The 26,514-nt window shown below is 65.3% G+C and carries 25 protein-coding genes and 1 riboswitch; of the genes, 10 read left to right on the top strand and 15 right to left on the bottom strand.

What is annotated here, in order from left to right:
- Nucleotides 1–10: 10 nt before the first annotated feature.
- Nucleotides 11–126, bottom strand: a riboswitch (TPP riboswitch).
- A 51-nt stretch (nucleotides 127–177) separates the two neighbouring features.
- Both FRZ44_RS13765 and FRZ44_RS13770 read right to left on the bottom strand, forming a co-directional pair.
- Entirely contained in the window at nucleotides 178–1,050 is an 873-nt protein-coding gene (locus tag FRZ44_RS13765; protein ID WP_191908085.1) for a choline/ethanolamine kinase family protein, read from the bottom strand.
- 11 nt (nucleotides 1,051–1,061) lie between these two features.
- Nucleotides 1,062–2,657, bottom strand: coding sequence for a Rieske (2Fe-2S) protein (locus FRZ44_RS13770; protein WP_191908086.1), 1,596 nt, complete (start codon nucleotides 2,655–2,657; stop codon nucleotides 1,062–1,064).
- A 153-nt stretch (nucleotides 2,658–2,810) separates the two neighbouring features.
- On the opposite strand from FRZ44_RS13770, the gene FRZ44_RS13775 reads away from it, so the two are divergent.
- The 3 genes from FRZ44_RS13775 (at nucleotide 2,811) to FRZ44_RS13785 (ending at nucleotide 5,731) form a co-directional block, all read left to right on the top strand.
- Nucleotides 2,811–3,284, top strand: coding sequence for a DUF805 domain-containing protein (locus FRZ44_RS13775; protein ID WP_151177737.1), 474 nt, complete (start codon nucleotides 2,811–2,813; stop codon nucleotides 3,282–3,284).
- Nucleotides 3,285–3,468: 184 nt separating this feature from the next.
- Nucleotides 3,469–4,833: a glutamine synthetase family protein gene (locus FRZ44_RS13780; protein ID WP_151177738.1), complete on the top strand. Its 1,365-nt coding sequence runs from the start codon at nucleotides 3,469–3,471 to the stop codon at nucleotides 4,831–4,833.
- A 76-nt stretch (nucleotides 4,834–4,909) separates the two neighbouring features.
- Complete coding sequence (locus FRZ44_RS13785) at nucleotides 4,910–5,731, top strand: translation factor GTPase family protein (protein WP_407657975.1); 822 nt, start codon at nucleotides 4,910–4,912, stop codon at nucleotides 5,729–5,731.
- Nucleotides 5,732–5,751: 20 nt separating this feature from the next.
- Here the strand turns inward: FRZ44_RS13785 and FRZ44_RS13790 are convergent, their stop codons facing one another.
- Nucleotides 5,752–6,687: a nucleoside hydrolase gene (locus FRZ44_RS13790; protein ID WP_151177740.1), complete on the bottom strand. Its 936-nt coding sequence runs from the start codon at nucleotides 6,685–6,687 to the stop codon at nucleotides 5,752–5,754.
- A 133-nt stretch (nucleotides 6,688–6,820) separates the two neighbouring features.
- On the opposite strand from FRZ44_RS13790, the gene FRZ44_RS13795 reads away from it, so the two are divergent.
- Nucleotides 6,821–7,228, top strand: a complete 408-nt coding sequence (locus tag FRZ44_RS13795) for a DUF1761 domain-containing protein (protein WP_151177741.1) — start codon at nucleotides 6,821–6,823, stop codon at nucleotides 7,226–7,228.
- 6 nt (nucleotides 7,229–7,234) lie between these two features.
- Here the strand turns inward: FRZ44_RS13795 and FRZ44_RS13800 are convergent, their stop codons facing one another.
- From FRZ44_RS13800 to speB, 6 genes are all read right to left on the bottom strand, one after another.
- Nucleotides 7,235–7,975, bottom strand: coding sequence for an SDR family NAD(P)-dependent oxidoreductase (locus tag FRZ44_RS13800; protein ID WP_151177742.1), 741 nt, complete (start codon nucleotides 7,973–7,975; stop codon nucleotides 7,235–7,237).
- A gap of 7 nt (nucleotides 7,976–7,982) precedes the next feature.
- Nucleotides 7,983–8,786: an ABC transporter ATP-binding protein gene (locus tag FRZ44_RS13805; RefSeq protein ID WP_191908088.1), complete on the bottom strand. Its 804-nt coding sequence runs from the start codon at nucleotides 8,784–8,786 to the stop codon at nucleotides 7,983–7,985.
- Nucleotides 8,787–8,791: 5 nt separating this feature from the next.
- Nucleotides 8,792–9,628, bottom strand: coding sequence for an ABC transporter permease (locus tag FRZ44_RS13810; protein ID WP_151177744.1), 837 nt, complete (start codon nucleotides 9,626–9,628; stop codon nucleotides 8,792–8,794).
- A gap of 63 nt (nucleotides 9,629–9,691) precedes the next feature.
- Nucleotides 9,692–10,711: an ABC transporter substrate-binding protein gene (locus tag FRZ44_RS13815; RefSeq protein ID WP_151177745.1), complete on the bottom strand. Its 1,020-nt coding sequence runs from the start codon at nucleotides 10,709–10,711 to the stop codon at nucleotides 9,692–9,694.
- 93 nt (nucleotides 10,712–10,804) lie between these two features.
- Nucleotides 10,805–11,617: a creatininase gene (locus FRZ44_RS13820; RefSeq protein WP_151177746.1), complete on the bottom strand. Its 813-nt coding sequence runs from the start codon at nucleotides 11,615–11,617 to the stop codon at nucleotides 10,805–10,807.
- A 25-nt stretch (nucleotides 11,618–11,642) separates the two neighbouring features.
- Complete coding sequence (gene speB / locus FRZ44_RS13825) at nucleotides 11,643–12,620, bottom strand: agmatinase (protein ID WP_151177747.1); 978 nt, start codon at nucleotides 12,618–12,620, stop codon at nucleotides 11,643–11,645.
- Nucleotides 12,621–12,756: 136 nt separating this feature from the next.
- On the opposite strand from speB, the gene FRZ44_RS13830 reads away from it, so the two are divergent.
- Nucleotides 12,757–13,695, top strand: a complete 939-nt coding sequence (locus FRZ44_RS13830) for a LysR family transcriptional regulator (RefSeq protein WP_151177748.1) — start codon at nucleotides 12,757–12,759, stop codon at nucleotides 13,693–13,695.
- Between the two features lie 3 nt (nucleotides 13,696–13,698).
- Here FRZ44_RS13830 and FRZ44_RS13835 read toward each other — a convergent pair whose 3' ends face one another.
- The 4 genes from FRZ44_RS13835 to FRZ44_RS13850 form a co-directional block, all read right to left on the bottom strand.
- Nucleotides 13,699–14,556 (bottom strand): universal stress protein, encoded by an 858-nt coding sequence (locus FRZ44_RS13835; RefSeq protein WP_151177749.1) that lies wholly within the window; start codon nucleotides 14,554–14,556, stop codon nucleotides 13,699–13,701.
- On the bottom strand, nucleotides 14,553–16,994 hold the full coding sequence (locus FRZ44_RS13840) for a Lon protease family protein (protein ID WP_151177750.1): 2,442 nt from the start codon (nucleotides 16,992–16,994) through the stop codon (nucleotides 14,553–14,555). Before FRZ44_RS13840 ends, FRZ44_RS13835 begins: the two co-directional genes overlap by 4 nt.
- 119 nt (nucleotides 16,995–17,113) lie before the next feature.
- A complete protein-coding gene (locus FRZ44_RS13845) occupies nucleotides 17,114–17,947 on the bottom strand; it encodes a cytochrome b/b6 domain-containing protein (RefSeq protein ID WP_191908089.1) in 834 nt (277 codons plus the stop codon).
- A 215-nt stretch (nucleotides 17,948–18,162) separates the two neighbouring features.
- Nucleotides 18,163–19,041, bottom strand: a complete 879-nt coding sequence (locus FRZ44_RS13850; protein WP_191908090.1) for an SMP-30/gluconolactonase/LRE family protein — start codon at nucleotides 19,039–19,041, stop codon at nucleotides 18,163–18,165.
- 161 nt (nucleotides 19,042–19,202) lie between these two features.
- Between FRZ44_RS13850 and FRZ44_RS13855 the strand changes: the two genes are divergently transcribed.
- The 4 genes from FRZ44_RS13855 (at nucleotide 19,203) to FRZ44_RS13870 (ending at nucleotide 22,398) form a co-directional block, all read left to right on the top strand.
- On the top strand, nucleotides 19,203–19,760 hold the full coding sequence (locus FRZ44_RS13855; RefSeq protein ID WP_151177753.1) for a hypothetical protein: 558 nt from the start codon (nucleotides 19,203–19,205) through the stop codon (nucleotides 19,758–19,760).
- Between the two features lie 37 nt (nucleotides 19,761–19,797).
- The gene (locus FRZ44_RS13860; protein WP_151177754.1) at nucleotides 19,798–20,823 is read left to right on the top strand and encodes an NADP-dependent oxidoreductase; all 1,026 of its coding nucleotides are present in this window, start codon (nucleotides 19,798–19,800) and stop codon (nucleotides 20,821–20,823) included.
- Between the two features lie 89 nt (nucleotides 20,824–20,912).
- The gene (locus tag FRZ44_RS13865) at nucleotides 20,913–21,335 is read left to right on the top strand and encodes a cupin domain-containing protein (protein ID WP_151177755.1); all 423 of its coding nucleotides are present in this window, start codon (nucleotides 20,913–20,915) and stop codon (nucleotides 21,333–21,335) included.
- 199 nt (nucleotides 21,336–21,534) lie between these two features.
- A complete protein-coding gene (locus FRZ44_RS13870; RefSeq protein WP_151177756.1) occupies nucleotides 21,535–22,398 on the top strand; it encodes an RNA polymerase factor sigma-32 in 864 nt (287 codons plus the stop codon).
- Between the two features lie 35 nt (nucleotides 22,399–22,433).
- On the opposite strand, the gene FRZ44_RS13875 is transcribed toward FRZ44_RS13870, so the two are convergent.
- Nucleotides 22,434–23,603, bottom strand: a complete 1,170-nt coding sequence (locus FRZ44_RS13875) for a thioesterase domain-containing protein (protein ID WP_151177757.1) — start codon at nucleotides 23,601–23,603, stop codon at nucleotides 22,434–22,436.
- Between FRZ44_RS13875 and FRZ44_RS13880 the strand changes: the two genes are divergently transcribed.
- Nucleotides 23,602–25,074 (top strand): class I adenylate-forming enzyme family protein, encoded by a 1,473-nt coding sequence (locus FRZ44_RS13880; protein WP_151177758.1) that lies wholly within the window; start codon nucleotides 23,602–23,604, stop codon nucleotides 25,072–25,074. The genes FRZ44_RS13875 and FRZ44_RS13880 overlap by 2 nt on opposite strands.
- 13 nt (nucleotides 25,075–25,087) lie before the next feature.
- On the opposite strand, the gene FRZ44_RS13885 is transcribed toward FRZ44_RS13880, so the two are convergent.
- Nucleotides 25,088–26,509: an FGGY family carbohydrate kinase gene (locus FRZ44_RS13885; RefSeq protein WP_151177759.1), complete on the bottom strand. Its 1,422-nt coding sequence runs from the start codon at nucleotides 26,507–26,509 to the stop codon at nucleotides 25,088–25,090.
- Between the last annotated feature and the right edge of the window lie 5 nt (nucleotides 26,510–26,514).

A 26,514-nucleotide genomic window follows, 5' to 3' on the forward strand; every position in this document is an offset into this window, starting at 1 on the left:
ACGAGCAGTTCGCTGTGAGCGGCTCATTTCCCTCCGCCGGCATGACCCGGATCAGGTTCGTCGGGTTGGAGGCGGGAACGGCCCCGTCTCTCCTCTCAGCCCCGAAGGGCACCCCGTTGAGTGACGCCCATCATAGGGAGGGAATCCGCGATTGCAAGCCGGCGGGAACCAACCCATTCAGCGCAGGCCGGCGACGAGCGGTCCGAATGCCGCTCCCGCGATCAGGGGTTCGGCCCGGGCCGTATATTCGTCGGCGAGATGCCGATAGCCGTCCGGGGCCTCGGCCGTCACCACCTGGGCCGCCGCCCATGACGCGGCGACCAGGTGCAGCAGCGCCCGAAACAGCTCGACCCGGGCCGCCAGACTCTCCCGATCCGGGGGAGCATAGGCGTCGAGCAACCGCCGCCGCTGGGCCTCGTCGAGCCTCGCCTCGATGGCGAGGCCTGCCAGATCCCAGGCGGGCTCGCACAGGGCCGAATATTCCCAATCGATGAGAAAGAGACCCTCCGGCCCCTTCAGGAAATTTGCCGGCGAAGGATCGATATGGCTGGGAACCCAGGCCACAGGATGCGCCGCCAATGCCGCGCGCGCCGGCTCGGCCCGATCGCGGAGGCGACGCAGCGCGGGGGAAGCCTCGTCGCCCGCGAGCCCCAGATACTGATCGACCTTCGGGAAGAGCTCCATCCGGCCCTGGAATGCGCGGCCGCTCCGATGCAGTCGTGCCAGCAAGCGGCCGACCTCGTCGACCACAGTCGGATCGCGAAAGCTCTCAGGCGAGAGCCCCTGCGCCCCTTCGACATAGCGCGTCACCAGGCAATCGGGGTCCGCTAACAAGATCGGCGGTGCGATGCCCAATTCCGCTGCGACTGCGTGGTTATGAAGCTCGGCACGCCGGTCGATATAGCGCTCGGTGCCGGGTCCGGGCAGCCGAACGACCGCGCGCTCCTCGCCGCGGCTGAGCAGGAAGCTGCGGTTGGTGAGGCCCGCCAACGGCACCACCGTCCAGCCGGGTTCCTTGCCCGACAGCCGATCCAGCCAGAGAGATTTCATGGGCCGATGTCTTAGCCTTCGCGGGCGACGAAGGCCATGGCCTGGCGCGCGGTCCTGCGCGGGTGGCGGCCCTTGATCGGCTCGTGGAGATAGCGATTGACGGCGGCCAACAGACGCGGCGCGTCCTCTCCCGCAGCACCCGACCGCCACTCCTCGCGCGCCGCCAGCAGCGTCTTCACCCGATGGACCGCCACGATCTCCTCTTCGATGCCGTGATCGAACAGGGCCGCGATCTCGGTCTCGAAGAAACCGTCCGCATTGGAAACCTGCCAGCGTGCCGGATCCTGCTTGGGATCGGTGAACCCCAGATTGCGCCCCGCATGGCAGGCGAGCTGCAGCAGGCCCGCCGGCCAGAGCGCCGGGAACTTGCTGCATTGCAGGCGCACGGCATTGGCGAAGGTGATGCCATGGGTGACGTCGAGCCAGCTGGCATTGTCCGCGACGGGCTTGTCGTTCCGGTTATCGAAGGCGAGGTCGAAATTCAGCAGCCGCTGGGCATTGACGCCGAGCAGTGTCGCATAGAGTTCGAGCGGCGGCGACGCGCCGGCGGCCGCCACCAGATCGAGCGCCGGGCCGATCCCTGCTTTGCTGAGCGCACCGCGGTCGAGCGGGCGCGCGGGCGACGCGCCGAAGCTTGCCAGCGCCTTGGCGTAGGCCCGGAACTCCGGGATCAGATCCTCGCGCGCGGCATAAACCAATCCCCGCACCAGAGCCAGCAGCAGCGGCCGCTCGACGCGCCGGCCGAGACGCTCGATCAAGCGCCCGCATTTCACGACATAAATCAGCAGATGGCCGAAATCCGTGTAGTGCGCCAGCGTGGCACGGCTCAGGGCGGGCTCGAAGTCGGCGAAGCCCAGTCCGCGATCCAGCCCGCCGCGCAACCGCGCCAAGGCTCCGGCCTCGTCCTGCATTTCTACGGCCGCGAGGAATGCGTCCTCGTCGTAGGGCAGGCTTGCCTCGCCATAACCGAACTCAGGCTCGCGCAGGCTGTCCTCGGCGATATGGGTCATAGCTTCGAGAACGGCGACCAGGGCGCCTTCGCTATCGGTCCCCGCCTCTTCGGCCAGCGCCAGCCAGTCGGCAGCGCCCGCATAGGCATGGGTCCAGCCGAACTCGAGACGGTCATGCGACCAGAGGATCGCCGCCGCGAGCGCATCGGTCAGCGCTCCACCGGCCTGCTTCAGCCGGACGAGATCGCGGGCGATCCGATCATACTCCTTATCGGCAAAGGCATCGCGCAGATGCGCCAGCGCCTCGGCCTGCCGTTGCGCGGCCGGCGGATCGGAGACATCGACCCAGACATCGTCGTCGCGCAACGTAACTGGGTATGTGCGAAGGCGGTCGCCACCGTAGAGATTGGCACCGTTCTCGAGGTCGAATTTCCAGTTATGCCAATTGCAGGTCAGCCGGCACTCCGAGTCGAGCGTCCCTTCGCTCAGCGGATAGCCTTCATGGGGACAACGGTTGTTGCAGGCGCGCACACCTTTCGGCGTCGCGAACAGCACGATCTGCTTGGCGCCAGCGCGAAACAGCCTGCGCCCGCTCCGCTCGAGTTCGTCGCGGCTACAGGCTCTTACCCACTCGCTGCGGTTCGAACCATCATCCATGATGGTTAAGATTCGCGCCGTCCGGCCCATGGGTCAACCCGAGGCAGATTAGGGTTACCGCAGGCGCCCGGTCATTGTCGCGCCCGGCCATGAGGACTATTATCCCCTCGCGTGAATGTGGGTTCATCACATCCGAATCAGGGGGAATGTGCCATGACGACGATGCCTTCAGCAGCCGTGCCATCGGGCGGCTTCAAGTGGATGTATCTATCGCTTCAGGGACGCGCCACAAGGTCGAACTGGTGGCTCTGGGGCGTGGTGGGGTTGATCATTGCCAATATGATACTGGGGACCATCGCCTATTTCATCGATGCGGCATTGGGCCTGCAATTCGGCGTGTTGCCGATCGGGCCACTGACCATTCTCGCCAGCGTCGTCCTGATCTATCCCGGCATCTGCGTCTCCGGAAAGCGGTGGCATGACCGGAACAAGAGTGCCTGGTGGATCCTGCTCGTCTATGCGCCGATGATCGCGCAATATGTCTTCATGGCGATTGCGCCGGACATCGCCTCCATCATCGGCATCGTCTTCCTGATCGGGGCGATCTGGACCCTCGTCGAATGCGGCTTCCTCCGCGGCACGGTCGGCGACAATCGCTTCGGCCCCGATCCGCTGGGCGGCAAGTAAGCCCCGACGGTTTCAGGCAGTACCAATCTGAACAGCGAGCCCCGGGTTCCTTGGACCCGGGGCTCGACGCTTTCCGCATCAAGGCATTGCGCGACGAGGCTCAGGCCCCAGGACAGATCGTCATTTGTCGCCCAGGCCGCTTCCCGGTAGAGTGCCGGCCTCTGTCACTCACCTCGGGTTCATCATGGATGAAGGCCTACCGGCGAACGAGCTTCATGACTATCTGCGCGCCCACCCCGAAACGCGTTTCATCGACGCGCTCTATGTCGATCTGAACGGCTTCGTGCGCGGCAAGCGCTATCCCGCCGACAAGGCCGGGAAGCTCTATTCCAGCGGCATGCAGATGCCCGAAGCGCATTACATCCTCTACGCGATCGGCGATTCCGTGGACCCCTGCGGCCGAGGCTTCAGCGACGGCGACCCCGATTGCGTGACCTTTCCGGTTCCCGGCAGCCTGGCGCCGGTTCCCTGGGCCAACGAGCCGCGCGCGCAGCTGCTGATGACGCAGGCGCGCAGCGAGCGCCCGCCCCATTTTGTCGACCCGCGCCAGATCCTGCGCCAGGCGGCCGACCGCTTCGCCACGACCGGCCTCAAACCGGTGATGGCCTTCGAGCTCGAGTTCTACCTGCTCGATCCGGCGCCGGATGCCCAAGGTCGCCCGCAATCGCCGATCCAGCCCGGCAGCCGGCAGCGTCTCGTCAGCATGCAGACCAACTCCATGGAGGAGCTCGACGCCTTCGGCAGTTTCCTCGCCGAGGTCGACAAGGCCTGCCGCGCGCAAAACATCCCGAGCTCGGTCGCCTGCACCGAGTTCGCAACCGCGCAATACGAGATCAATCTCGACCATGTCGACGATCCGGTGCTGGCCGCCGACCATGCCATCCTGCAGCGGCGCGTGATCAAGGCGGTCGCCCAACGACATGGGATGCAGGCAAGCTTCATGTCGAAGCCGTTCCTCGACCGCAATGGCAGCGGCACCCACATCCATATCAGCCTGCTGGACAAGGCGGGGCGCAACGTCTTCGACGACGGCTCGGCGCTCGGCAGCGCCACCCTGCGCCACGCGATCGGCGGCCTGCAGGCGTCGATGGCCGAGGCGATGGCGATCTGCAGCCCGAACCTCAATGCGTTCCGCCGCTACGGCCCCAACCGCTTCGTGCCGGTGAACAAGAGCTGGGGCGCCCAGAACCGGTCGGTCGCCTTCCGCATTCCCGGCGGATCGCCCAAGGCGCGGCGCATCGAGCATCGCGCCGCCGGCGCCGACGCCAACCCCTATCTGGTCGCCGCCGCCCTCCTCGCCTCGATCCAGCATGGCATCGAGAACCAGCTCGATCCGGGCCAGCCCGCCGAGCAGCGCAATGTCAGCGGGGAGGTCGATCCCGACCTGCCCTTCGACTGGATGGCCGCGGTGGACCGGCTCGAACAGGGTACGATCCTCAAGCAGGCGATCCAACCGCTCTATCTGCAGATCTACGCCGCCGTCAAACGCGGCGAGCATGCGCAGATCATGAGCGAGATCATCCCGCGGGAGTATGCGTGGTACTTGTGAGGGATCGATGGGTGATTCAATGCTGCCCCTCGTAACAGTCACACTTGAGCCCAGCGTGAAGCGCGATTGGGGCAGGATGGCCGACGCCCTCGCGCAACTCACCGCAGGTGACGACTCCTTTCATTGCAGCATCGATCGTGACAACCGACAGATCATTGTCGGCACGCAGAGAGAAACCGAGCTTCAAGACGCGCTCACGCGTCTCGATCGAGAATTTCACGTGAAGGTCAATGTCGGGCCTCCACAGGTGTCCTATCGCGAAACCATTACGCAGGCGATCGAGTCAGATTGCGTTCATAAACTGGAAATAGGCGGCCCCGACGCGTTCGTCCGCCTTAGAGTCCGATTTGAGCCTCTGCCCACAGGCGAAGATATTTCGTTCGGAAGCGTGCCGAACAGTGACAAACTCATCCGCGAGATCCTTCCGATTGTCGAAAAGGGTTTGAAGGCCGCGATGCAGTCCGGACCGGTCGCGGGTTATCCGATGATCGGCGTCCGGGCAACGCTGATGGACGCCGAGCGCCAAAATGCCGATGCACCGTTAGCGACCTTTTGTATCGCTGCGGGCGCTTGCTATCGCGAAGCCGTTCCAAAAGCCCGGCCGACCTTGCTTGAACCGATCATGATTGCGGATGTGATAACGCCGGACGCTTATATGGGCGATGTCATTGGCGACTTGAACAGTCGGCGCGGACTGATAGACAGCATGGAAACCCAGGGCGAAGAGAGAGTCATCACCGCAGAAGTGCCGTTGGCCAACCTGTTGGGTTATGCGAAATCTTTGAGCGCCCTGACCCGCGGGGAAGGGAGCTTCACAACGAAATTCAGCCGCTGGGAGCCACCGCTCTTGCCGTTTGAGGGACCTCCCTTCCGACCGGCCATCGGCATGCGGGCGTAGCGGGTCGCCCAATGCACGCTTTATAGCCGCCCCAGTCTCTCGATCAGCAAATCGAAGATCCGCGGCGCGTCCGCTTCCTCGAAGGCTTCGACATTGGCGGGGCCGCCCCAGAGGCCGCGCCAGTCGGGGACGGTCATGCCGAGCGTGAGCGGGCTTCCGGTCTCGACCTTGATCGCGAGGCGCGAGCCGCGGAACAGCTTCGGGTCGAGCAGCCAGGCGATGGTGCAGGCATCATGGAGCGGCGCGCCGAGGCCGCCTTCAGCCATGGCCTCGGTACCGAGATAGAAATCCATCAGGTCTGCGACGGTGCGCGCGGCTGCACTCTTCGACGCCCGCAACCGATCCACATGCTCCTGGCGCGCCCGTATCTTCCAGGTCACGTCCAGCGGAAAGAGCGCGATCTCGATGCCGCTGTCGAAGACGATCTGGGCCGCGTGGGGATCGACGAAGACATTGAATTCCGCGGCCGGCGTCATGTTGCCGCCCACACGCAGCGAGCCCCCCATGACGACGAGCTTGGCGATCTTATTCGCGATCCGGGGCTCCCGGCGCAGGGCCATCGCGATATTGGTCAGGGGCGCGATCGCGGCGATGATGGTGGCATGATCGCCGCGGGCCATCAGGGTCTCGACCAACCAATCCACGGCGTGCTGCGGCTGCAGCTTCATCCGCGGCTCGGGCAGATGCGCGCCGTCGAGGCCCGACTCCCCATGGATCTCCGGCGAATGATAGGGCTGATTGAGGAGCGGCCGCTCGCAGCCGGCAAAGACCGGAACGTCGCCGCGCTTGGCCAATTCGCAGATCCGCAGCGCGTTCCGCGCGGTCAGGGGCGCCGCCACATTGCCTGCCACCGTCGTCAGGCCCAGCACCTTCAGTTCCGGCGAAGCGAGGGCCAGGAGAATGGCGATGCAGTCGTCCTGGCCGGGATCGGTATCGATGATAAGCGGCAGCGCCATGGATGCAGGTCTCTCGTTTCGACGACGGCCGTCACTCTAACGAAGCGGTCGGCCTGCGGCCAGTTCGCCACGACCCCCGGCCCATGCTAAGAACGGCGCCCTCGGGACCCGATCACCGTCGAGGCGAAGGAAGATGAGACAGATCAATCATTTTGCGGTGTTGCTGGCGGTGCTGCTGCAGCAGGTTCTGGGCTTCGTCTGGTACCATTTTTTGTTCGGACCCGCCTGGCTGGCGGGCCTCGGCATGACGCCCGAGCAGATGCAGGGGCGCAGCTGGCGCTTCGCCGTCTCCATCGGCTGCGGCCTGGTCTCGGCCTACGGGCTGGCCTGGCTCATGGCGGCCATGGAAAAACCCGGTCTGGCGCAAGGCCTCGCCATGGGACTCTTCACCGGCATCGCGTTCGCTGGCAGCGCCGTCCTGCTCCACTATGCCTTCATCCCGGCGACCTGGCCCGCCGCCTGGATCGATGTCGGCGTCACGGTCGCCGCCGCTGCCCTGACCGGCGGCGTGCTGGGGATCTGGCCGAAACGCCGCCGCTGAAGCCCTTCAGGGCATTACGCTGCCGCCATTGGGGCCGAACGCCTGGCCGGTAACGAAGCTGGCGCCCGGTCCCGCCAGGAACAGCGCGACGCTCGCGATCTCGGCGGGCTTGCCGACGCGACCCAAGGGGATCTGCTCCTCTTTGGCGCGCCATTCCGGGCTCATCTGGTCGAGCGCCAGCATCTCGGTATCCACCGGTCCGGGGGCGATCGCGTTGACCAGCACGTGCGGCCCGAATTCCCGCGCCCAGGCCCGCGTGAAACCCAGCACGCCCGACTTGGAGGCCGAATAGACGGAGAACTTCTCGCGGGGCCCGAACCCAAGATCAGACGCGATGTTGATGAGCCGGCCTGATTTCTGGATGCTCATCTGGCGGAGCGCGGCGCGACCGACCAGGAAACAGCCGCGCAGATTGACGCCCATCACGCGCTCATAGTCCGCCAAGCTCGTCTCCAGCAACGGCTTCTCCAGGATGACGCCGGCATTGCTGACGACGATATCGACCCCGTCCATCCGTTCGATCGCGTCGCGAAACAAGGCCTCCACCTGATCCTCGCGGGCAACGTCGCAGGAAAACTCGAGAGCGAGGCCGCCCGCCGACGTGATCGCTTTTGCAGTCTCGGTGCAATCGCGCACATCCGCAACCGACACCAGAGCACCGTCGGCCGCCAGCGCTTGCGCGATCGCACGCCCGATGCCACGCGCGCCGCCCGTGACAAGCGCCGTCTTTCCGTTCAACTGACCCATCTGGTCCTCATCCCGCCGCGATCAGCGCGGCTTCGTTGTATTGCGCCTCCTCCCGGATGATCGCGAGGATCTCGCGGCGCAGATCAAGGAAGGGCCGCCCTTCTCGGCTGTCCAACGTCCTTTCGCCCGGGACCCGTTCTGCCACCTTGATATCACGGATGATTCGCGCCGGCCGGGCGGAGAACACCACGATTCGATCTGCGAGAAAGATCGCCTCGTCGACATCGTGGGTGACAAAAATCACCGTCTTGCGCTCCGCCCGGCGGATGTCAAGCAGCTGGACCTGGAGCCGCTCGCGGGTCTGCGCGTCGAGCGCGCCGAATGGTTCGTCCATCAGCAGAACCTGCGGGTTGGCGGCCAGCGTGCGGGCGATCGCCACCCGTTGGCGCATGCCGCCCGAGACTCTGTTGACATAGAACTCGGCATAGGCCGTGAGACCGACGAGCTCGAGATAGTGGCGCGAGATCCTGTCCGCTTCAGCCTCGGAGACGTCGTCGCGATATTTGAGCCCGAAGCGGATGTTCTTAAGAACGGTCAGCCAGGGGAAGGAGGAATAGGACTGGAACACCATTCCCTTCGCCCGGCTCGGCCCCGTCACCGGCTCGCCGGCCAGCCGGATCAATCCCTCGCTGGGATGATCGAGGCCGCCCACCATCCGCATCAAGGTGGTCTTGCCGCAACCCGAGGGACCGAGAAACACGACGAACTCCCCCTCCGCAATCGTCAACGAGACATCGTCAATGACCGGCACCGGACCTGCATCCGAGCCGAACGCCTTCGATACCCGCTCGATGGCGATGAAAGGGGTCATGGGGCTCACGATCCCAGATACCGGAAGGCCTTGCGATGGAGCCAGCGGATGAGCTGGTCGGTCACCAGGCCGATGATGCCGATGGCGAGGATGCCCGCGAAGACTTCCGGAGTCTTCACATAGCGCTTGGCCGACCAGATCACGAAACCGATACCGGAACTGGCGGCGACGATCTCGGCGATGATGAGATAGGTCCAGCACCAACCGAGCGTGATCCGCAGATTGTCCACCATGCTGGGCAGCATGGCCGGGAGCAGAATGTCGCGCATCAGTTCCCGATCATTCGCGCCGAGCGTCCGGCCGGTCTCGACATACTCCTTCGGCACCCGTCGCGCGTCATCGGCGATCAAAAGGACAAGCTGAAAGAAGGTGCCGAGCCAGAGCAACGTGATCTTCGACATCTCGCCGATCCCCAGCCAGATGAGAGTCAGCGGCACCAGAGCCGGCACCGGCAGATAGCGGATGAAATCGATCACAGGCTCGGTCACTGCGCCGACGATCCGGTAGGAGCTCATCAGGATACCGATTGGAATCGCCATCAGAGCCGAGACGATGAAGGCCACCCATACGCGAAAGATCGAGATGCCGATGTCCGCGGCGAAATTCTGGCCGGTGAAGAGTCGATAGATGGCTTGAAGAACGATGAGAGGCGACGGCAGGAACTGCGGCGCGATCCACCGCAGCTCCGCCACCGCCGTCCAGGCCAGCAGTATCGCCACAAAGCTGGCCACACCGATCGTCAACTCCACATCCGATCGAGCCTTGCCGCGAAAGCGGAACAAGGTGCGCCACTGGCTCTCGGTCGCCGAGCCGGATTTCGGCCTCCGCTTGGACTCGGTCATCAGGTCGCGCCTCGAGCAAGACCGATCCCGGCACCCCCTTCGGATGCCGGGGTCGTGGCGGCCCTACTGTGCACGCGACTTCCAGACCTGGGTGATGATGCCGTTGTCGATCTGCTTGTCTGCCTCGAGTTTGATGTCGGCCGCGCCATTCTCGATGTTGAGCTGCATGATCTCGGTAAAGATGTCATGGAGCTTGCCCGGCTTGCCGTCCGTGCCCATCAACTCAACCGACTGATCCAAGCCGATATAGTTGATGTTGGCGATGGTTTCCTTGAACTCCTCCGGCGAGAGCTTGAATTGCGCCGCCATGATGGCAATCGCCTTCTCCGGCTCCTTGCCGATGTAGTCGATGGCCCGGTAGATCGCGCGCAGGAACTTCACGTATTTCTCGGGCTGGCTCCTCAGATTGTCGGTCCGCGCGATGATCGTGTCGGTGATCAGATGCGGATATTCGCGGGACGAGACGATGACATAGGCCCCCCGGTCCTTGTGGGCCTGGACCGCCTGCGTCAGGACCGGCTCGTAAGCTCCGACGGCGGAAACGCTGGGATCGGCGAAGATGGCGCCAGCGTCCTGGGACGCGATATCGACGCGGTTGAGGGAGTCGAAGGTCAGGTTGCATTTGCTCTTCATCGCCATCTGCAGGATGAGCGTTGCCGGCAGATTGGGTTCGGTCGCGACTGTTTTGCCCTTGAGGTCGCAGACCGACTTGATCGAACCGTCGGCCACGACGCCGTCGCCGCCATTCGATTCATCGATCGTGCCGATAATGATGCCCTGCATCTCGGGCGTCCGCGGGCGCCCCTGATATTCGCCGACGCTGCGCAGATAGCAGTCGATGTCGCCGCGCTCCATGGCGGCGTAGGCATTGCTGATATCGTCATCGATGATTTCGTTGACGGTGATGCCTTCCTCCTTGAAATAGCCGAGCTCGTTGGCCAGATGAACCGGCCCGAAGCCGACCCAGAACGGATAGGCGCAATCGAGATGATCGGGGCCGGCGGCCTGAGCCGGCTGGCTCGCGAACGCGCCGGTCATAGCGACGCCCGCCAGCAAAGTTAGTGCTATCAAGAGTCTGCGCATAGTTTCCCTCCCTGAATGTCCTTGTTGGACCTGGGCCTTGCGCCGGTTGCGTCCGATGCCGCCCTTGGAATGCTAATATGAAATGCCGATCCGTCAGCGGCTCTTGCCGCCGGCCTTCGCCTTCCTCTTGCCGCCGCCGAACTCCTTGCGGACAGCGGCCGCGATGTCCCGGCGATATTGCTGGGCCATGAGAACCCCCTTCTCCCGCGTGGCCGCTTTGGCCGATACCAGTGCGCCCGAGCTCGGCACCCAATGGGCATGCGCGGGATACATGTCGTAGGGCGGAAATTCGGCGCCCGGATTGTCGGGGATCTTGTCGATGCGCACCATCTCCGGGTGGTAATGCAGCATCAGCGAGGTTTCCATCACGGCCGCATGCTCCAACGCCACCCCGGGGAAGCCGTCCGGGAAGACCTTGGCCAGCGTTTCCGATGTGCAGAAATCCCAATATTCGAGCCGCATGATCCGTACGCCCTGGTCGCCCACCTCGCGCATCGCCTGATCGATGCCCTCGCTGACGAACCACTGGTTCTCGTAATGCCCGACGATGAAGCAGAGCTTGCGGGCGCCATGGCGGACCAGCTCGCGAATGACATCGCGAACGATCGAGATGACCGTGGCGCCATCGAGGTTGATGGTGCCGGGGAAATGCGGGCCGCCGCCAGATTTGGTATAGGAGCGATAGCCCATGGTCAGGGTTGGGCCAACAATTCCGCCAACCTCCTCCGCGACCTCGCGTGCAATATCGGTCGGCAGCATCGCATCGACGGACAGCGGCAGATGCGGACCATGCTGCTCCATGGCGCCGCAAGGCACGAACACGACGGGATTGGTCTTCATCTTCTGGCCGAATTCGGGCCAGGCCATCTCGCTCATCAGCACGGTCTCAGTCCGGGCTTTGGCCATGTCGTCCCCTCCGCGCCTTCCGGCGCTATTTCTTCTTACCCTTGCGTCGGCGCGCGACACCATCGGCAAGAAGGCACAGAATCTCGAACATGATGGTGGCGCCGACCAGCGCAGTGTTGCCCGAAGGATCGAAGGGCGGTGACACCTCGACCACGTCGCCGCCGACGAGATCGAGGCCCTGAAGCCCGCGCAGCACATGTTGCGCCTCCAGCGTGGTCATACCGCCGATCTCGGGCGTGCCCGTGCCGGGCGCATAGACAGGGTCGAGCCCGTCGACATCGAAGCTGATATAGGTCGGCCCTCGCCCCGCCACGCGACGCGCTTCCTTGATCACCTTCTCGACACCGAGCTTGGTGAATTCCTCCATATAGATGACGCGCATCCCCGAGTTCTCGGCGAATGCCATGTCGTCTGCGCTGTAGATCGAGCCACGGATGCCGATCTGCACCACGCGCTTGGGGTCCAGCAGTCCCTCCTCCACCGCGCGCCGGAAGGGCGTGCCGTGGGTGTACATATTGTCGCCGAAATAGCGATCGTTGGTGTCGGAGTGGGCGTCGAAATGAATCATGCCGATCGCGCGCTTGGCAGCGATGGCGCGGAAGATCGGCAGCGTGATCAGATGATCGCCTCCGGCCGAAAGCGGAATGCAGCCGCCGGCATGGACTTTGGCGAAGAACTTCTCGATCCGCGCCAGGCTGTCCATCAGATCGATCGGATTGACCGGCGCATCCCCGAGATCGGCCACGCGGGCAAGCTCGTAGGGCGCGATCCGGCTCACATGGTGAACCTTGCGCATGAAGCTCGACATGTTGCGGATCTCCCGGGGCCCATGTCGGGCGCCGGCGCGGTTGGTGGTGCCGCCATCCCAGGGCACGCCGATGAGCGCGATATCGAGCTGGCTCGGGTCCCGAAGATGCGGCAGCCGCATGAATGTCGGGATCGAGCCGAAACGCGGCGTGACTGCCGCATCCACCGGCTGTGGATTCGCCTGATGTTTGGCCATCGTCCCTCTCCCCGACGCGATCTTTTAGGAATGGCGGTTCTGGTGCCGCCTCGCGAAGACTATTGTCCGCCGGACGATAGTTGCTTTAAATCAGAAAAAACGAACCGTCATATTCCTAAAACCAGATGTAGCGCGAATGCGCCTTCAACTTGCCGACATCGACCTCAAGCTCCTCAGGGTGTTCTGCACCATCGTCGAGGCGGGCGGATTCACGCCCGCCCAGACGCGGCTCAATCTGAGCCAATCCCGGATCAGCTCCCTCGTCACCGATCTGGAGGCCCGGCTGGGCATGCGGGTCTGCCAGCGGGGTCGCGTCGGATTCCGCCTGACCGACAAAGGGCAGATCGTCTATGAAGCGGCCCAGCGGCTGTTTGCGCGCCTCTCCGATTTCAGCGCCGAGGTCGGAACCTTGCGGGGCGCGATGTGGGGCGAACTCCATATCGGCGTCGTCGATAGCACGAGCACCAATCCGGACTGCCGGCTGGTCGAGGCGATCCGCGTCTTCAAAGCCCAGGCATCGGACGTGACACTGCGGTTGCAAATCGCCGGGCCCCACGATCTGGAGCGGGCCGTGCTGGACGGCAGGCTGCAGGCGGCTATCGGCGCCTTTCACCATCACGTCGCCGGCCTCACCTACGCACCGTTGTTCCTGGAGCGCCAAACCCTCTATTGCGGGCGGGGTCATCCGCTATTCGAACGCCCCGAACGCGCTTTGACCGTGGCCGAGATTGAAACGGCAGCCTTCGCCGACCGCGGCTATATGGAAGGCGCGAGACGTCGCCTCCCCTTCACGCCCAAGGCTGCGACGACGACCGATTATATGGAAGCGCTCGCGATGCTGGTGCTGTCGGGCCATTATGTCGCCTATCTTCCGGCGCATTATGCGGCGGGTTGGGTGGCGCAGGGCCAGATGCGGCCACTGATGGCGACCAAGCTGTCCTTCAATTCCGCCTTCGAGGTGGTGAAGCGAAGGGGCGCCATGGCGACCGCGGTGCTGTCCGCCTTCCTCGAGGCGTTGAGCACAGCGCACCCTCCTGCAGCGCGAGCAGCCCGGCGCAGCGGGGTTGAAGCCTGAAGGTCAAAGCGACCCGCGCATCACCAGCACCGGGAAGTTCGAGCCGGCGGCAAACTCCGCCAACTCCGGCGGCAGTTGCCCGGCGAGGTCGCAGCCCAGCACCAACAGCTGCGGCTGTTCGCGCTGCAGCGCCCGCTTCAAGGCCTGACCATCGGGGCCGATGGCGGGGCGGATCAGAATATGTTTCGGATCGGTGCCGATGCCTTCCTCGAGAAGGCGCCGGCGCGTCTCGTACTCGGCCTTGTCCTTGGCCGGGACGATGACCAGCAAGGGCCGCTTCTCCTCGCGCGCGGTGCGCTGCGCCAGATCGAGCGCGGCGTCGCCGCAGGGCGAACTTGTGAAGACGACGGCGATCGGCGCCTGGGCCCGCGCTTGGGTGGGCATTGCCATCAGCACCGAGCAGCCGAGGCGCTTGGCCATCTCGGTCGAGGAGCGCCCGAGGGCCTGACCCTCGATCATCCGCTGGCGACGGCCGATCGCGAGGAGATCGACCGTACCGGCGGCTGCTTCGATGGCACCCTCGATGCGCCCGCGAACAACCCGGAAGGACCATCGCAGCCGCAGCGCCTCGGCCTTCATCCGGAGGGCATTGCGCGCCATGCCCGCCTGGTTGCGGAGATCCTGCTCGAGCTTGGCCGCGTCCAGGCTCTGGACCGTGCTGGTCAGGCGGCAGACCTCGCGGGCGAAGGGCTGGCGGGCCAGATTGATCAGATCCTCGTCCTCGATGAACAGGCCCTCGAGCTCGGCATGTAGGCGCGCGGCGAGGGTTACCGCATGCTCCAGCGCCGCCATGCTCTCGGGCGAGGCGTCGAGCGCCACCAGGATGCGCCGTACGGCGGCGATTTCGCGTTCCGCGGTCATGTCCTGCCTCCTTGTCCGGTCTCGGCTCCGTTGTCGCCGCCGGCCCCGAAGCGGCGGCGCTGCTGGGCCAGCGCGATCAGCCGATCCTCGACCCGCCGGTTGACGCTGCCCTTGGGAAACTTTCCGTCATCCTCGCGCGCACCCGCCGGGAAACCGGTCAGCAGCTCGATACCCTGATCGATCGTCTCGATCGGATAGATCCGGAACTGGCCGTTGCGCGCGGCCTCGACGATGTCCCGCCGCAGCATCAGATGGCGGACATTCGTCGACGGGATCAGCACACCCTGCTTGCCGGTCAGCCCGTGATGGCGGCAGACATCGAAATAACCTTCGATCTTCTGATTGACGCCGCCGATGGCCTGCACCTGGCCGAACTGGTTGACCGAGCCGGTGACGGCGAAGGACTGGTCGATCGGCAGCTCGGAGAGCGCCGACAGCAGCGCATAAAGCTCGGCCGAGGAGGCGCTGTCGCCGTCGACCCCACCATAGGACTGCTCGAACACCAGGGTCGCCGACAAGGAGAGCGGCTGGTCGCTGGCATAGCGCGCGGCGAGGAAGGCCGAGAGGATCAGCACGCCCTTCGAATGGGTCGGACCTCCCAGCTCGACCCGGCGCTCCACGTCGATCACCTCGCCCCGTCCGAGCCGGACCCGCGCCGTGATACGGCTCGGCTTGCCGAAGGAGAAGTTCGGCAGCGACAGGACCGAAAGCCCGTTGATCTGCCCGACCTTGCTCCCGGCCGTATCGATCAGCACGATGCCGCTATCGATGATCTCCAGCGACTTCTCGCGCACCCGGCCCGAGCGATAGATCTGCTGGTCGATCGCCTTCTCGATGTCGTCGGCGCCGATCACCTCGCGCTTGGCCTTGCCCGCCCAATAATCGCCCTCGCGCATCACGTCGGCCACGTCGCCGAACCGCGTGGTGAGCTTCTGATTGTCGTCGGCGATCCGGCCCGCCTGCTCGATCAGCCGCGCGACCGCGGCTCGATCGAGCGTCTTCAGCCCTTCCCGCCGGCCGATCGTGGCGATGAGCTGCGCATAGGCCAGAACCGCCTCGCCCTCGCGCGGCATGTCGTCGTCGAAGTCCGCGGCGACCTTGAACAGGTCGTTGAACTCCGGATCCTGCGCGGCCAGCAGATAATAGATATCGCGCGTGCCGACGATCACGATCTTGACGTCGAGGAAGACGGGCTCGGGCTCGACCGTGACGGTGGAGACGAGGCTCAAGGCCTGGCCCGGCGATTCGATCGTGATCTGGCGTGCGCGCAGCGCGCGCTTCAAGGCTTCGTAGGCATAGGGCTGCACCAGCAGCTTCTGCGCGTCGAGCATCAGATAGCCGCCATTGGCGCGATGGAGCGCGCCCGCCTTGATCAGCGTGAAGTCCGTGATCAAGGCGCCCAGCTCGGCCAGGTTCTCGACCCGTCCGACCAGGTTGGGCATGGTCGGGTTGTCCTCGTAGATGACGGGGGCACCGACCTGGTGGGTGTGATCGACCAGGAGATTGACCCGGTAGCGGCGGAAGCGGTCGCGCACCGCCGGCGACAGCCGCGGCGTTCCCGGCATGCCCTGGCTCTCGCCCTCGGTCGGCAGGAAGGCATCGGCATTGTCCACGATGTCCTTCTCGACCGCATCCAGAAAGGCCAGCACGTCGGGCAGATCGCGGAAATGATCCTTCACCACGGCGATGCCGCTGGCGACGGCAGCGCTCGTCACCTGACGATCGAGCTCGCGCGCCTGGTCGCGACGCTCGCGTTCCCAGGTCGGAAATTTCCGCAGCGCTTCCTCGAGCTCATCCTGCAGCGCCTTGAGGTCGGCCTCGATTCGCTTGCGCTCGGCTTCGGGAAGTTTCTGGAAATCCTCGGGGCTGAGCGCCGCCCCGTCGCGAACCGGCGCGAAGGCGAAGCCCATGGGCGTGCGCAGGAGCGCGATGCCCTTCGGCTGGGCGTCGGCCTGCAGCCGCTCGAAGACTTCAGCCTGGCGACTCTTGGTGGTCTCGTCGATCAATTGCCGGCGGTTGCGATACTCCTCGCCTTCCAGGATGGCCGGTATGGCGACACGCAGATCCTCGATCAGGCCGCGCATCTCGCTTTGCAGCTTGCTGCCCCGGCCGGCCGGCAGCTTCAGCGCGATGGGCCGGTGCGAGACCTCGAAATTGTTGACATAGCAGAGGTCGGGCGGCACCTCGCCGGCGCGGGCGCGCTGCTGAAGGAAGCCGAAGGCGATGGTGTGCTTGCCGGTTCCCCCGGGGCCCAGCGCATAGAGGTTGTAGCCCTGGCGGCGGATCCCGATGCCGAATTCCAGTGCGTCGAGCGCCCGCTCCTGCCCGACGATGCGATGAAGGTCCTTGAGGTCGGCCGTCGTCTGGAACGGAAGTTCGGCGGGTTCACAACGGCGATAGAGCGCCTCGGGGTTGAGCGGAGCGACAGATGCGGCCACGAATCCTCACTTTTCTGCGACGCATGATCATGACGAAACCTGCTCCGTTTCCGGAGCAGGTCCGACTATATCATGGGCTCAGGAGGACTGCCGACCCTCTGGCCGACAGGGCTTTTATGTCATTCCGGAATCTCGGAGTCGGGATTTTGCGTCTGCTCGTCGGCCATATCGGAGGAAGCGGCCTCGCCGGTCTGGCTCAGAGGCTGGGTCGGCCGGGTCGACAGGACCGTCGCGTCGAATTGGCCAAACAGCCCCACGGCGGTCACCAGCACCAGGACGGCCATGATCGCCAACCGAGCGCGCCCGGCGAAGGGACGATCCACCGCGGTCGACTCCCGCGCGAGCCTCTTGCGTCCCGTGACCATCGCCCGCACGAGATTCTCGCGTGCAAAGAGCCAATGGGCGAAGACAGCGGCAACGTGAATCCCCGCCAGGATCATGATGAGCGAGCCCAGCGTCTCATGGATGTCGCCCATGGCCCGGCTGCCGCTCCCCATGGCCGCGATCAGCGGCGCGCCCGCCTGATAGCCTCGCGCGGCCGCGCTCGACAAACCGGTGCCGACGATCGCCAGCAGGAGAAGAAACATCGCCAGGACCATCAAGCCGCCGAGCGGGTTGTGTCCGACGAAGTGGGTGGGCCTGAGGCGCACGACGTCCTTCAGGTAAGTCAGAGTCGAGCGCCAGGAATAGACGAAGTCCGCGAAGCGCGAATAGGGACTGCCGATGAAGCCCCACAAAATGCGGAACAACAGCAGCAGGAGAATCAGATGCCCGGCGCCGACATGGAGGACGAAGGCCGTCCCGCGTTCGCCGCCGGTGATATAGGCGACCAGGACTGAGGCCGCCAGCAACCAATGAAAGATGCGCGTCGGGAGATCCCAGACGCGGACGGAAGCATTCGACATGACGATCTTCTCCGGCGAGGGGACGCCAGCATAGAGCAGCGCAGACATGAGATGGGGTCCCCGGAATTGCAAACAAGGCGACGATAGCATTGCGGGCGGCCGTCACAGGCGCGACAGGTTGCCCGCAGCGCCGGGGAGAATGGCAAGCGCGGCTGTCGGAAAGCTGACGACTGCGAGCCAATCGCATTCGCAGCGTTCCGATGCGTTCAGTTCACCTCGAAAATCACCGGCTCGGTGCAAACCGCTCCTTGCCGGACGGCCGCTCATCCCCCGTAGTCGGGCTCGGCGATGCCGCGCTGTCCGACATCGGCCACCAGCAGATGGCCCGACAGCGGCGACGCCCGAAGCTGCTCGTCGGTCAGACCGAGCGAGGCGGTCGTGATGAAGAGCTGCTTCATCCCCTCGCCCCCGAAGCCGACGGCGCTCGGCTGCGGCACGGGGACCTTCACGCGCCGCTCCAACTTTCCATCCGGACGGATCTGGGCCACGCACCAGCCATCCCAGAGAGAGACCCAGAGATGGCCATCGGCGTCGACCGTCATGCCGTCCGGCTGCTCCGCCACGGCGCCGAATTTGTGGAAACTCTGCCGAGGTCCCACGGCGCCGCTCGCCGGATCGATATCGTAGCAATAGATCTCCCGCGCGGGGCTGTCGGTCCAATAGGCGCGCCTTCCGTCGGGGCTGAAAGCCGGCCCGTTGGCGCAGCCGATCTTGCGATCGATGACCGACAGCGTGCCGGCCTGGTCCAGCATGTAGAAGCTGCCGGTCGGCGTGACCCAATCCTGATTGCAGCTCCCGGTCCATAAGCGCCCGCGCCGATCGACCTTGGCGTCGTTGAAACTGTTCTCCGGCCGGCCGGCCTCGGGGTTGATGATATCGGTGCGCTGGCCCGTCTTCGGATCGAGACGATGAAGGCCGCTATCGTCGACGACGATCCAGCGGCCCTGACGATCGAACACCATTCCCCCCAGCCCCGTCGGCAGACTGGCCTTCAGCGTCTCGTTGCGCCCGCTGGCGGGATCGAAACGAAAGATCGAGGGCGCGCGCAGATCCAGCCAGTAAAGCCTCCGTTCCGCCTCGCGCCAGAGCGGGCCTTCGCCCAGCACCGACCGAAAATCCAGAGCCCGCTCGACATGTTCCACGGCGCTGCCTCCCCCTGTCGGCCGCACGGCCAAGCCGCCGGCTCTTTTTTCATCGTCGGCCGGAATTAGGCGGCGCGCTTGGTTGCAACGTCAAGCCGCTATAGAATTGCCATCGGGTGGTGTCCGGTTCCGCCAGGGACCGGGGTTCATGGGGTGCAAGGGTGTCGTTCACGCGAGTTTCGGGACTTTCCGGTTCGTTCACAAGAGCCGGATTCCTTCCGGTCATCGGCCTGCTGGGGCTGTTGTTCGGCGCCTCCGCGCAGGCGCAGGACGCAGTCCGCTGCACCGACATTCCCAATCCCGTCGCCAAGACCCGCGATGCCATCATCGCCGCGACGAAGGAGAAGGATTTCGGCGCCTTCTCGCCGCTGATCGATCGCAATGCCTTCGCCGCCTCGGTGGGCGACGACATCGAGCCCATCTCCTATTGGGAAAGCCTGAAGAAGCAGGGCGACGACGTGCGGCCGATCATGGCCGCCCTTCTGAAGATGCCTTGTTCGGTTTATCAGGGCGCCGAGGGTGAGGTCTTCACCTGGCCGACGGCCGCCGACATCCCTTATGAGAAGCTTACCAAGAAGGAGATCGCCGACCTCCAGAAGCTCTATGGCGGCCGGCTCGAGGATCAGTATATCGAGGGCCATGAGGTCGGCTACTACGCCGGCTGGAGGCTCTCGATCAATTCGGACGGGACCTGGTCCGAGTTCGTCGCCGGCGATTAGCGCCGGCAGCAGCGTCCGCGGAGGCGGCCCAGCGACCATGTTGAAGAATCGCCAGATCCTGCTCGCCTCCCGTCCCTTCGGCGAACCCACGCCGGAGAACTTCCGTCTGGCGACGACCGATATCCCGGATCGCCCGGTACAGGGGCTTTTCCTGAAGACCCTCTGGCTCTCGCTCGATCCCTATATGCGGGGCATCATGGACGAGGGCGACTCCTATACGCCCGCGGTCGATGTGGGCGGCGTGATGGATGGCGGGACCGTCAGCCTCGTGCTCTCCTCGCGGGAGCCGGATTTCGCACCCGGCGATTTCGTCGTCGGCTATACCGGCTGGCAGGAATATGCGCATGCCAGCGGCGAGGGACTGAGGAAGCTCGATCCGAAGGCAGCGCCGATCTCGACGGCGCTGGGTCTGCTCGGAATGCCCGGCATGACCGCCTATACGGGGCTGCTCAATATCGGACAGCCGAAGCCGGGCGAGACCCTCGTGGTCGCGGCGGCGTCAGGCGCCGTCGGGTCGGCCGTCGGCCAGATCGCCAGGCTGAAAGGCTGCCGCGTGGTCGGCATCGCCGGCGGGCCGGAGAAAACGCGATTCGTCGTCGATGAGCTGGGCTTCGATGCCGGGCTCGATCACCGGGCCGCCGACTTTCCCGCCCGCCTCGAGGCGGCCTGCCCGAAGGGCATCGACATCTATTTCGAGAATGTCGGCGGCCATGTCTGGGATGCGGTCTATCCCCTGCTGAACAATTTCACGCGCATCCCCGTCTGCGGCCAGATCGCCAATTACTCCGACACCGGCCTGCCGCCGGGACCCGACCGAACGCTGGCCTTGATCGGCACCATCCTGGTGAAGCGCTGGCGCATGCAGGGGTTCATCGTCACCGACTTCGCCGATCAGACCGACGAGTTCCTGCGCGAGGTCGGCGGCTGGCTGCGACAGGGCAAGCTGAAATACAAGGAAGACGTGGTGGTCGGCCTCGAGAACGCGCCGGCCGCCTTCATCGGCCAGCTCAAGGGCCGCAATTTCGGCAAGCTCCTGATCAAGGTCGCCGACGCGCCGGTCTGACATCGGGCTGGCATCGACAAGGTCGCCTGGCGGCGCCAAGGGTCGGTCTAACAAGCCCGGCCACTCCCCAACAATGCCGGCTTCGTGACATGGCTGCTGCAAATTCGGGCGGGCTGCTCCATTCCGCGCCACACCCATGGGGCACCAGTGACGTTGGTTCTTGCCGGCGGCTTCTCGACGAGGTCGACCATTTCCTGGTGGGCGATTTCGCCATGACCGATGGCGCGGTCACTCATCGCCCGGTTGCGGACCCCGGCGAGAATTGGCTTTGCCTCACCCTGCGCAACGCGCGGTTCCGGTTCGCCGGTGCCGGTTGGTTCGCTCTCGATCTTCTGTTCTGCAACAGAACTGTCCTACGACACTCGGAAACCATCGATTCTTTGTTTGACCGCGATTCAACAATACGAGATCTCCCACTGCGGTCGCGACTTGCGACGAAAGTCGTAGGTATTTTCCCCTACAGAGATCGCCAGAATCTTGCCCGAAAAAAATCACGGGGCGGAATTGCATGAGTATCGGTTATTCGGATGGTGTGAAACTTGGCTTTTGCTCTTCGATCATATTCGTGTGAACCTGACATTGTGATGTGAGGTTTTACCAAGTTCTAACTTGCCAGGATCGGTTGTCCCTGCTGCATTGATCCAACGGCATTCGATCGTCGTATTCCCATCAAGCGGACTGTGGGGGCCGCGAGATACGAAGGAGACGACCATGGGCAGCGTCGCCAGCTACAGTACCGACCGGCTGGATCGGAACCTCCTTCGTTATGCGATGAGGCTTCCTACCCTTTCCGTCGAGGAAGAGACGGGGTTGACGCGCGCCTGGTCGACCGAGCGCGACGAGGCCGCCCTCCAGAAGCTGGTCAGCGCTCATCTCCGCATGGTGATCTCGCAGGCGACCCGATACCGGTCCTACGGCCTCGCGCTGTCCGACCTGGTGCAGGAAGGCACCGTCGGCCTGATGCAGGCGGCTGAGCGGTTCGATCCGGAACGTCAGGTCCGATTTTCAACCTATGCGATCTGGTGGATCCGGGCAGCCATACAGGATTATGTGCTGCGCAACTGGTCGGTCGTCCGGGTCGGGACGACCCATGCGGAGAAGCGGCTGTTCTTCAATCTGCGGCGTTTGCGGGCCAAGATCGCGCAATCGGGCGTCGGCACCCTCAATCCCGAGCAAGCCGCCATCCTGGCGCGGGAACTGAACGTCTCGCTCGATGTGATCGAGAACATCGACTCCCGACTCTCGGCGCGGGATTGCTCGGTCAACGAGCCTTTCGGCGAGAGCGGCGATGGCGAATGGCAGGACATGCTGGCCGACGAACGCGCCACACCCGAAGAACAGGTGACCGCCGATCTCGACTCCCAGACCCGCTCGCGCTGGCTGGCCGCTGCGATGAGCGAGTTGCCGGATCGCGAGCAGATCATCATTCGCAAGCGTCATCTGGCGGAGAACGGCGCCACGCTCGAGGACCTGAGCCACGAGCTGGGTGTCAGCAAGGAACGGGTTCGCCAACTCGAGAAGCGCGCGCTGGGCAAACTGCAGGCGATCCTGGTGGATCGCGAGACCGTCGCCTGATCCGCCGCAACGCCGGCTTGGCTCGCGGCCGCCGCCTAGAGTTCCAATTCTTTCAAATACCGCTTCAGCGCCTGCGCGACCCGCTGGCCGCGATCGCGGAACAGTTCCAGATGGCCGTCGCCCACGGCATAGAGGCGGATGGATCGGGCCAAAATGGTCCGCCAGGGGTTGCTTGGTTCCCTGAGGCGCTTCACCCGGGGGGCACTGCAGATGAACGCCACTTTCCCCGCCCAGGGCGCCGGCCGGTAACGGTTGAGAATGAGCCGCATGCGTTCCGCACGATCGACAGCCCGTTCGACGGCATCGTCGCCGCGGCCGACGATCGTGGGATCGGCATGTTGCTCCGCCGCACTGGTAATCAGCAGCCTGGCCTCGTCGCGGAAAGCCAACGGACTGCCATAGGCGCCCTCCGGCGCATTCGTCGGGCCGCCAACATCGCCCTGTAGCAGGACCGGCGGATCGATTCCGATCACCGCCTCCGGGGGCTCGTCCAACTCGGTCAATTGCCGCGCCATCTCCCAGGCGATCAAGGTGCCGGCACAATAGCCCGCCAGAATCAATCGAGATCCGGGTCGCGCCGCACGGACAGCCGCCACATAGTCGGCAGCGATTTCCGCGACGGTCTCGGCCTCGCCACCGGGGCGCGGGCCGGTGCGGCCCTGCAAGCCGAAGAGCGGGCGCCCCTCGTCCAGCTGCCCTCGCAGATGACGCGTGAACAGCACCTGGCCGTGCAGTCCGTGAACGAAGAAGATCGGCGTCCGATCTCCGCCAGGCTCGATCGGAATCAGGAGGGGCGGTTCCGTTTTCCCAATAGCGGCCAGAACCCGGTCGGTCAGTTGGGCGATGGTCGGCGCTTCCAGCAGCATCGAGATCGGCAGCTTGACGCCGAACGCGAGCTCGATCTCCGCCATCAGGGCAGTCGCCGCCAGGGAGTCGCCGCCCTGCTCGAAGAAATCGTCGCGGGCGCCCACCTCGTCCAGATCGAGGATGGCCTTCCATATCCCCAGAAGCCGTCGGGCCACGGCCGCCCTCGGCCTGACCAGGACCCGCGCCGGAAGCGGCGACCCCGGCAAGGCCGACGGCGCCGGCACATCCTCCGGCCGGCCGGAATTTGAGCGTGGATCGCGTGCCATGGCTGGGCGAATATAGCGGTGGACCTTCCTGCCAACAACCGGAGCCCCCGGCCTATCTCGTGACCATCCCATGAATCTAGCGCAGTTGATCACGCTTCATGGCCGCTACCGGGCCCATCACCCGGCAATCGTCGAGCGGGACCGCAGCTTCACCTTCCGCCAGTTGGATCGTTGTGTCGCCGGCCATGCCGTCGCTTTGATGCGCCAGGGCGTCGGCCGCGGCGACGTTGTCGGTGTGTGCCTGCAGGATCACGCCGAGTTCCTCGCCAGTCTTCTTGCGATCCTGCGGATCGGCGGGATCTTCCTGCCGATGGATTGGCGGTGGACCGAGGCGGAGCAGCGGCGCACGGCCGAGGTCTTCCGGCCCAAGCTCATCCTGGCCGAACCCGGGCGCACCATGGCGCCCGGCCTTCCTGTCGTCCGTATCGACAACGCCTGGCGCGAGGCCGCAACCGCCAGCGAGGTTGCCGTGGAAGCGGTGCCCGGTGGCGAGGCGCCCGCCATCCTGGCCCTCTCCTCGGGCACGACGGGCCAGCCCAAGGGTTACAACCTGACCCATGCCCGCTATCTGGCGATGTGCCAGAACTACTGGGAAGCCGGCATCTCGCAGAACGACCGCTATCTCTCGGTGCTGCCGATTGCCTTCGCCTCGGGCCGCGGCATGGCCCTGGCCACGCTTTTCATGGGCGCCACCGTTATCCTGTTCCCGACGCTCGCGGCCGCCGAGGAAATTGTTGCCGGCGTCGCCGAGCATGAGGCAACCACCATGTGCCTCGTGCCGAGCCTGAGCCGCGCCCTCCTGCGGCTGCCCGCAACCGCCGGCCAGCCGCTCCTGTCCTCGATCCGGCTGCTGGTCTCGATCGGCGCCGGCCTGTTCCCGGAAGAAGCCCGGGCGATCCGGGAGCGCCTCACGCCCCATCTGGTGGATCTCTATGGGAGCTCGGGTGGCGGCATCACCACGGTGCTGCGCGGCGAAGACATGGATCACAAAGCCGGCTCCGTCGGGCGCCCGCTGAACGGCGTCGAGGTCGACATCGTCGACGACCTGAACCAGCCGCTGCCGCCGAGGATCACCGGGCGGCTGCGCTGCCGGGCCCCCTGCATGGCCGCCGGCTTCTATCGCTCCGAAGGGGGAGGCGACGAGGCCTTTCTCGATGGCTGGTATTATCCTGGCGACTATGCCTATCTCGACGAAGATGGCTATGTCTTCCTGCAGGGCCGCACCAGCGAGATCATCATCCGCGGCGGCATCAACGTCTTTGCGCCCGAGGTCGAGCGGGCGATTGCCTCCTATCCCGGCGTGGCCGAGGTCGCGGTCCTGGGCTATCCGGTTCCCGATCTCGGCGAGGAGATCGCGGCCTTCGTCATGGCCCGGCCCGGCGTCGTCGAACGTGACCTGGTGCGCCACCTGCGAACCGAGCTGGCGCCCTACAAGATACCCCGCCGGTTCCATTTCGTGGACGAGCTGCCGCGCAGCAGCACCGGCAAGATCCTGAAATCGAAGCTCGCCGAGAGCCTCGCCCCATCGCCTGGCGCGACCTAGCCGCGCGGTTCGTCTAGGCAGACGCACCCAGACGCCAACCCTTGGCACGGGAGACGGCCTCGGCGAAACGCGCCCGCCAAGCGGCACCGTCGTTCGCTGGCTCGATTATGCGCTCGCCCGCGCGCGGCACCGTCAACTGCCGACCGGTGGCGGCCGCTGCCAGCCCGGCGCAGCCGAACGCCGTCAGCTCGTCGAACGCCCGGACGACCAGAGAGCGGCCCAGGCAGGATGCCAGGAACCGAACGAAATAGTCGCTGCGGACCAGCCCGCCATCGACCGAGACCGGCGATCCGATCGGCAGGGCGGCGCCCATGGCCTCGATGACCTCGGCCGTGCGCAGTGCGATCCCCTCCAGAAGGGCCTGCAGCAGGTCCCGGGCATCGGTCTCGAGCCCCATGCCGATCCACAAGCCGGCGGCACTGCGGTCCCAATGCGGACAGGCGAGCCCCGACAGGGCCGGCACGAAGGCGAGCGAACGCTCGATGGCCGGCGGCCGCTCGAAGCGGTCGAGCGCTGCCAGGTCCGGCGCCAGGCCCAGACGCAGCGCCCAATCGACCGCAGAGCCGGCGTTATAGACACCGCCATCGACGGCATAGCTGCGCTCGCGCCCGATCTGCCAGGCAACCGTCGGCAGCAGTCCGCGCTCGGGCAGCCGCACGATGTGTGCGCCGGTCACGCCCAGGGCGAAGGCGCCGGTGCCGAAGGTGATCTTGACGTCGCCCGCCGCGCGGCAGCCATGGCCGTAGAGCGCCGCCTGCTGATCGACCATCGAGGCCGCCACCGGGACACCGTCGATCTCGCCGAAGGACCCGACTGTCGGGCGGATCTGGGGCAGGCATTCGCCCGGCACGCCGAACAGCCGGCAGAGCTCCGGGTCCCAGTCGCCGGTCTCGAGATTCATCAGCGAGGTCCGGCTCGCCGTGGTGACGTCGGTGGCGCAATGTCCCGTCAGGCGATCGAGGAAGAAGGCGTCGGTCGTGCCCAGCCGCAGCCGCCCTCCCCGCGCCAGGTCGCGGGTGCCCTCGGTGTGATCGAGCAGCCAGCGCAGCTTGGTCGCGGAAAAATAGGGGTCGAGCGGCAGGCCCGCCCGCGTCAGCGTGAGCGCTTCGGCGCCCTCGGCCTTCAGGCGCTCCACCTGATCGCTGGTGCGCGCGTCCTGCCAGACGATCACGGGCGAGATCGGGCGTTTGGTCTGCGCATCCCAGGCGAGGCAGCTTTCGCCCTGGTTGTCGATGCCGATGACGTCGGCCTTGCCAGCCGCGGCCAGGCAGCGGCGGATATTGGCGACCAGTTCCTCGCCATCATGCTCCACCAGGCCCGCGCCCGGGTGACGCTGCTCGTGGCGCTCGCTATGAGCCACGCGGCAGCTGCCGTCCGCCTCCACCGCGAGGGCGCGCGTCGAGGTGGTTCCCTGGTCGATCGCGACGATGCGCATGGCGC

The organism is Hypericibacter terrae (assembly GCF_008728855.1).
GTDB classification, from domain to species: domain Bacteria; phylum Pseudomonadota; class Alphaproteobacteria; order Dongiales; family Dongiaceae; genus Hypericibacter; species Hypericibacter terrae.

Coding starts and splice junctions, on each gene's coding strand:
- FRZ44_RS13765 (WP_191908085.1), bottom strand. CDS start 1,050: ATGAAATCTCTCTGGCTGGATCGGCTGTCGGGCAAGGAACCCGGCTGG.
- FRZ44_RS13770 (WP_191908086.1), bottom strand. CDS start 2,657: ATGGATGATGGTTCGAACCGCAGCGAGTGGGTAAGAGCCTGTAGCCGC.
- FRZ44_RS13775 (WP_151177737.1), top strand. CDS start 2,811: ATGACGACGATGCCTTCAGCAGCCGTGCCATCGGGCGGCTTCAAGTGG.
- FRZ44_RS13780 (WP_151177738.1), top strand. CDS start 3,469: ATGGATGAAGGCCTACCGGCGAACGAGCTTCATGACTATCTGCGCGCC.
- FRZ44_RS13785 (WP_407657975.1), top strand. CDS start 4,910: ATGGCCGACGCCCTCGCGCAACTCACCGCAGGTGACGACTCCTTTCAT.
- FRZ44_RS13790 (WP_151177740.1), bottom strand. CDS start 6,687: ATGGCGCTGCCGCTTATCATCGATACCGATCCCGGCCAGGACGACTGC.
- FRZ44_RS13795 (WP_151177741.1), top strand. CDS start 6,821: ATGAGACAGATCAATCATTTTGCGGTGTTGCTGGCGGTGCTGCTGCAG.
- FRZ44_RS13800 (WP_151177742.1), bottom strand. CDS start 7,975: ATGGGTCAGTTGAACGGAAAGACGGCGCTTGTCACGGGCGGCGCGCGT.
- FRZ44_RS13805 (WP_191908088.1), bottom strand. CDS start 8,786: ATGACCCCTTTCATCGCCATCGAGCGGGTATCGAAGGCGTTCGGCTCG.
- FRZ44_RS13810 (WP_151177744.1), bottom strand. CDS start 9,628: ATGACCGAGTCCAAGCGGAGGCCGAAATCCGGCTCGGCGACCGAGAGC.
- FRZ44_RS13815 (WP_151177745.1), bottom strand. CDS start 10,711: ATGCGCAGACTCTTGATAGCACTAACTTTGCTGGCGGGCGTCGCTATG.
- FRZ44_RS13820 (WP_151177746.1), bottom strand. CDS start 11,617: ATGGCCAAAGCCCGGACTGAGACCGTGCTGATGAGCGAGATGGCCTGG.
- speB (WP_151177747.1), bottom strand. CDS start 12,620: ATGGCCAAACATCAGGCGAATCCACAGCCGGTGGATGCGGCAGTCACG.
- FRZ44_RS13830 (WP_151177748.1), top strand. CDS start 12,757: ATGCGCCTTCAACTTGCCGACATCGACCTCAAGCTCCTCAGGGTGTTC.
- FRZ44_RS13835 (WP_151177749.1), bottom strand. CDS start 14,556: ATGACCGCGGAACGCGAAATCGCCGCCGTACGGCGCATCCTGGTGGCG.
- FRZ44_RS13845 (WP_191908089.1), bottom strand. CDS start 17,947: ATGTCTGCGCTGCTCTATGCTGGCGTCCCCTCGCCGGAGAAGATCGTC.
- FRZ44_RS13860 (WP_151177754.1), top strand. CDS start 19,798: ATGTTGAAGAATCGCCAGATCCTGCTCGCCTCCCGTCCCTTCGGCGAA.
- FRZ44_RS13865 (WP_151177755.1), top strand. CDS start 20,913: ATGGCTGCTGCAAATTCGGGCGGGCTGCTCCATTCCGCGCCACACCCA.
- FRZ44_RS13870 (WP_151177756.1), top strand. CDS start 21,535: ATGGGCAGCGTCGCCAGCTACAGTACCGACCGGCTGGATCGGAACCTC.
- FRZ44_RS13880 (WP_151177758.1), top strand. CDS start 23,602: ATGAATCTAGCGCAGTTGATCACGCTTCATGGCCGCTACCGGGCCCAT.
- FRZ44_RS13875 (WP_151177757.1), bottom strand. CDS start 23,603: ATGGGATGGTCACGAGATAGGCCGGGGGCTCCGGTTGTTGGCAGGAAG.
- FRZ44_RS13885 (WP_151177759.1), bottom strand. CDS start 26,509: ATGCGCATCGTCGCGATCGACCAGGGAACCACCTCGACGCGCGCCCTC.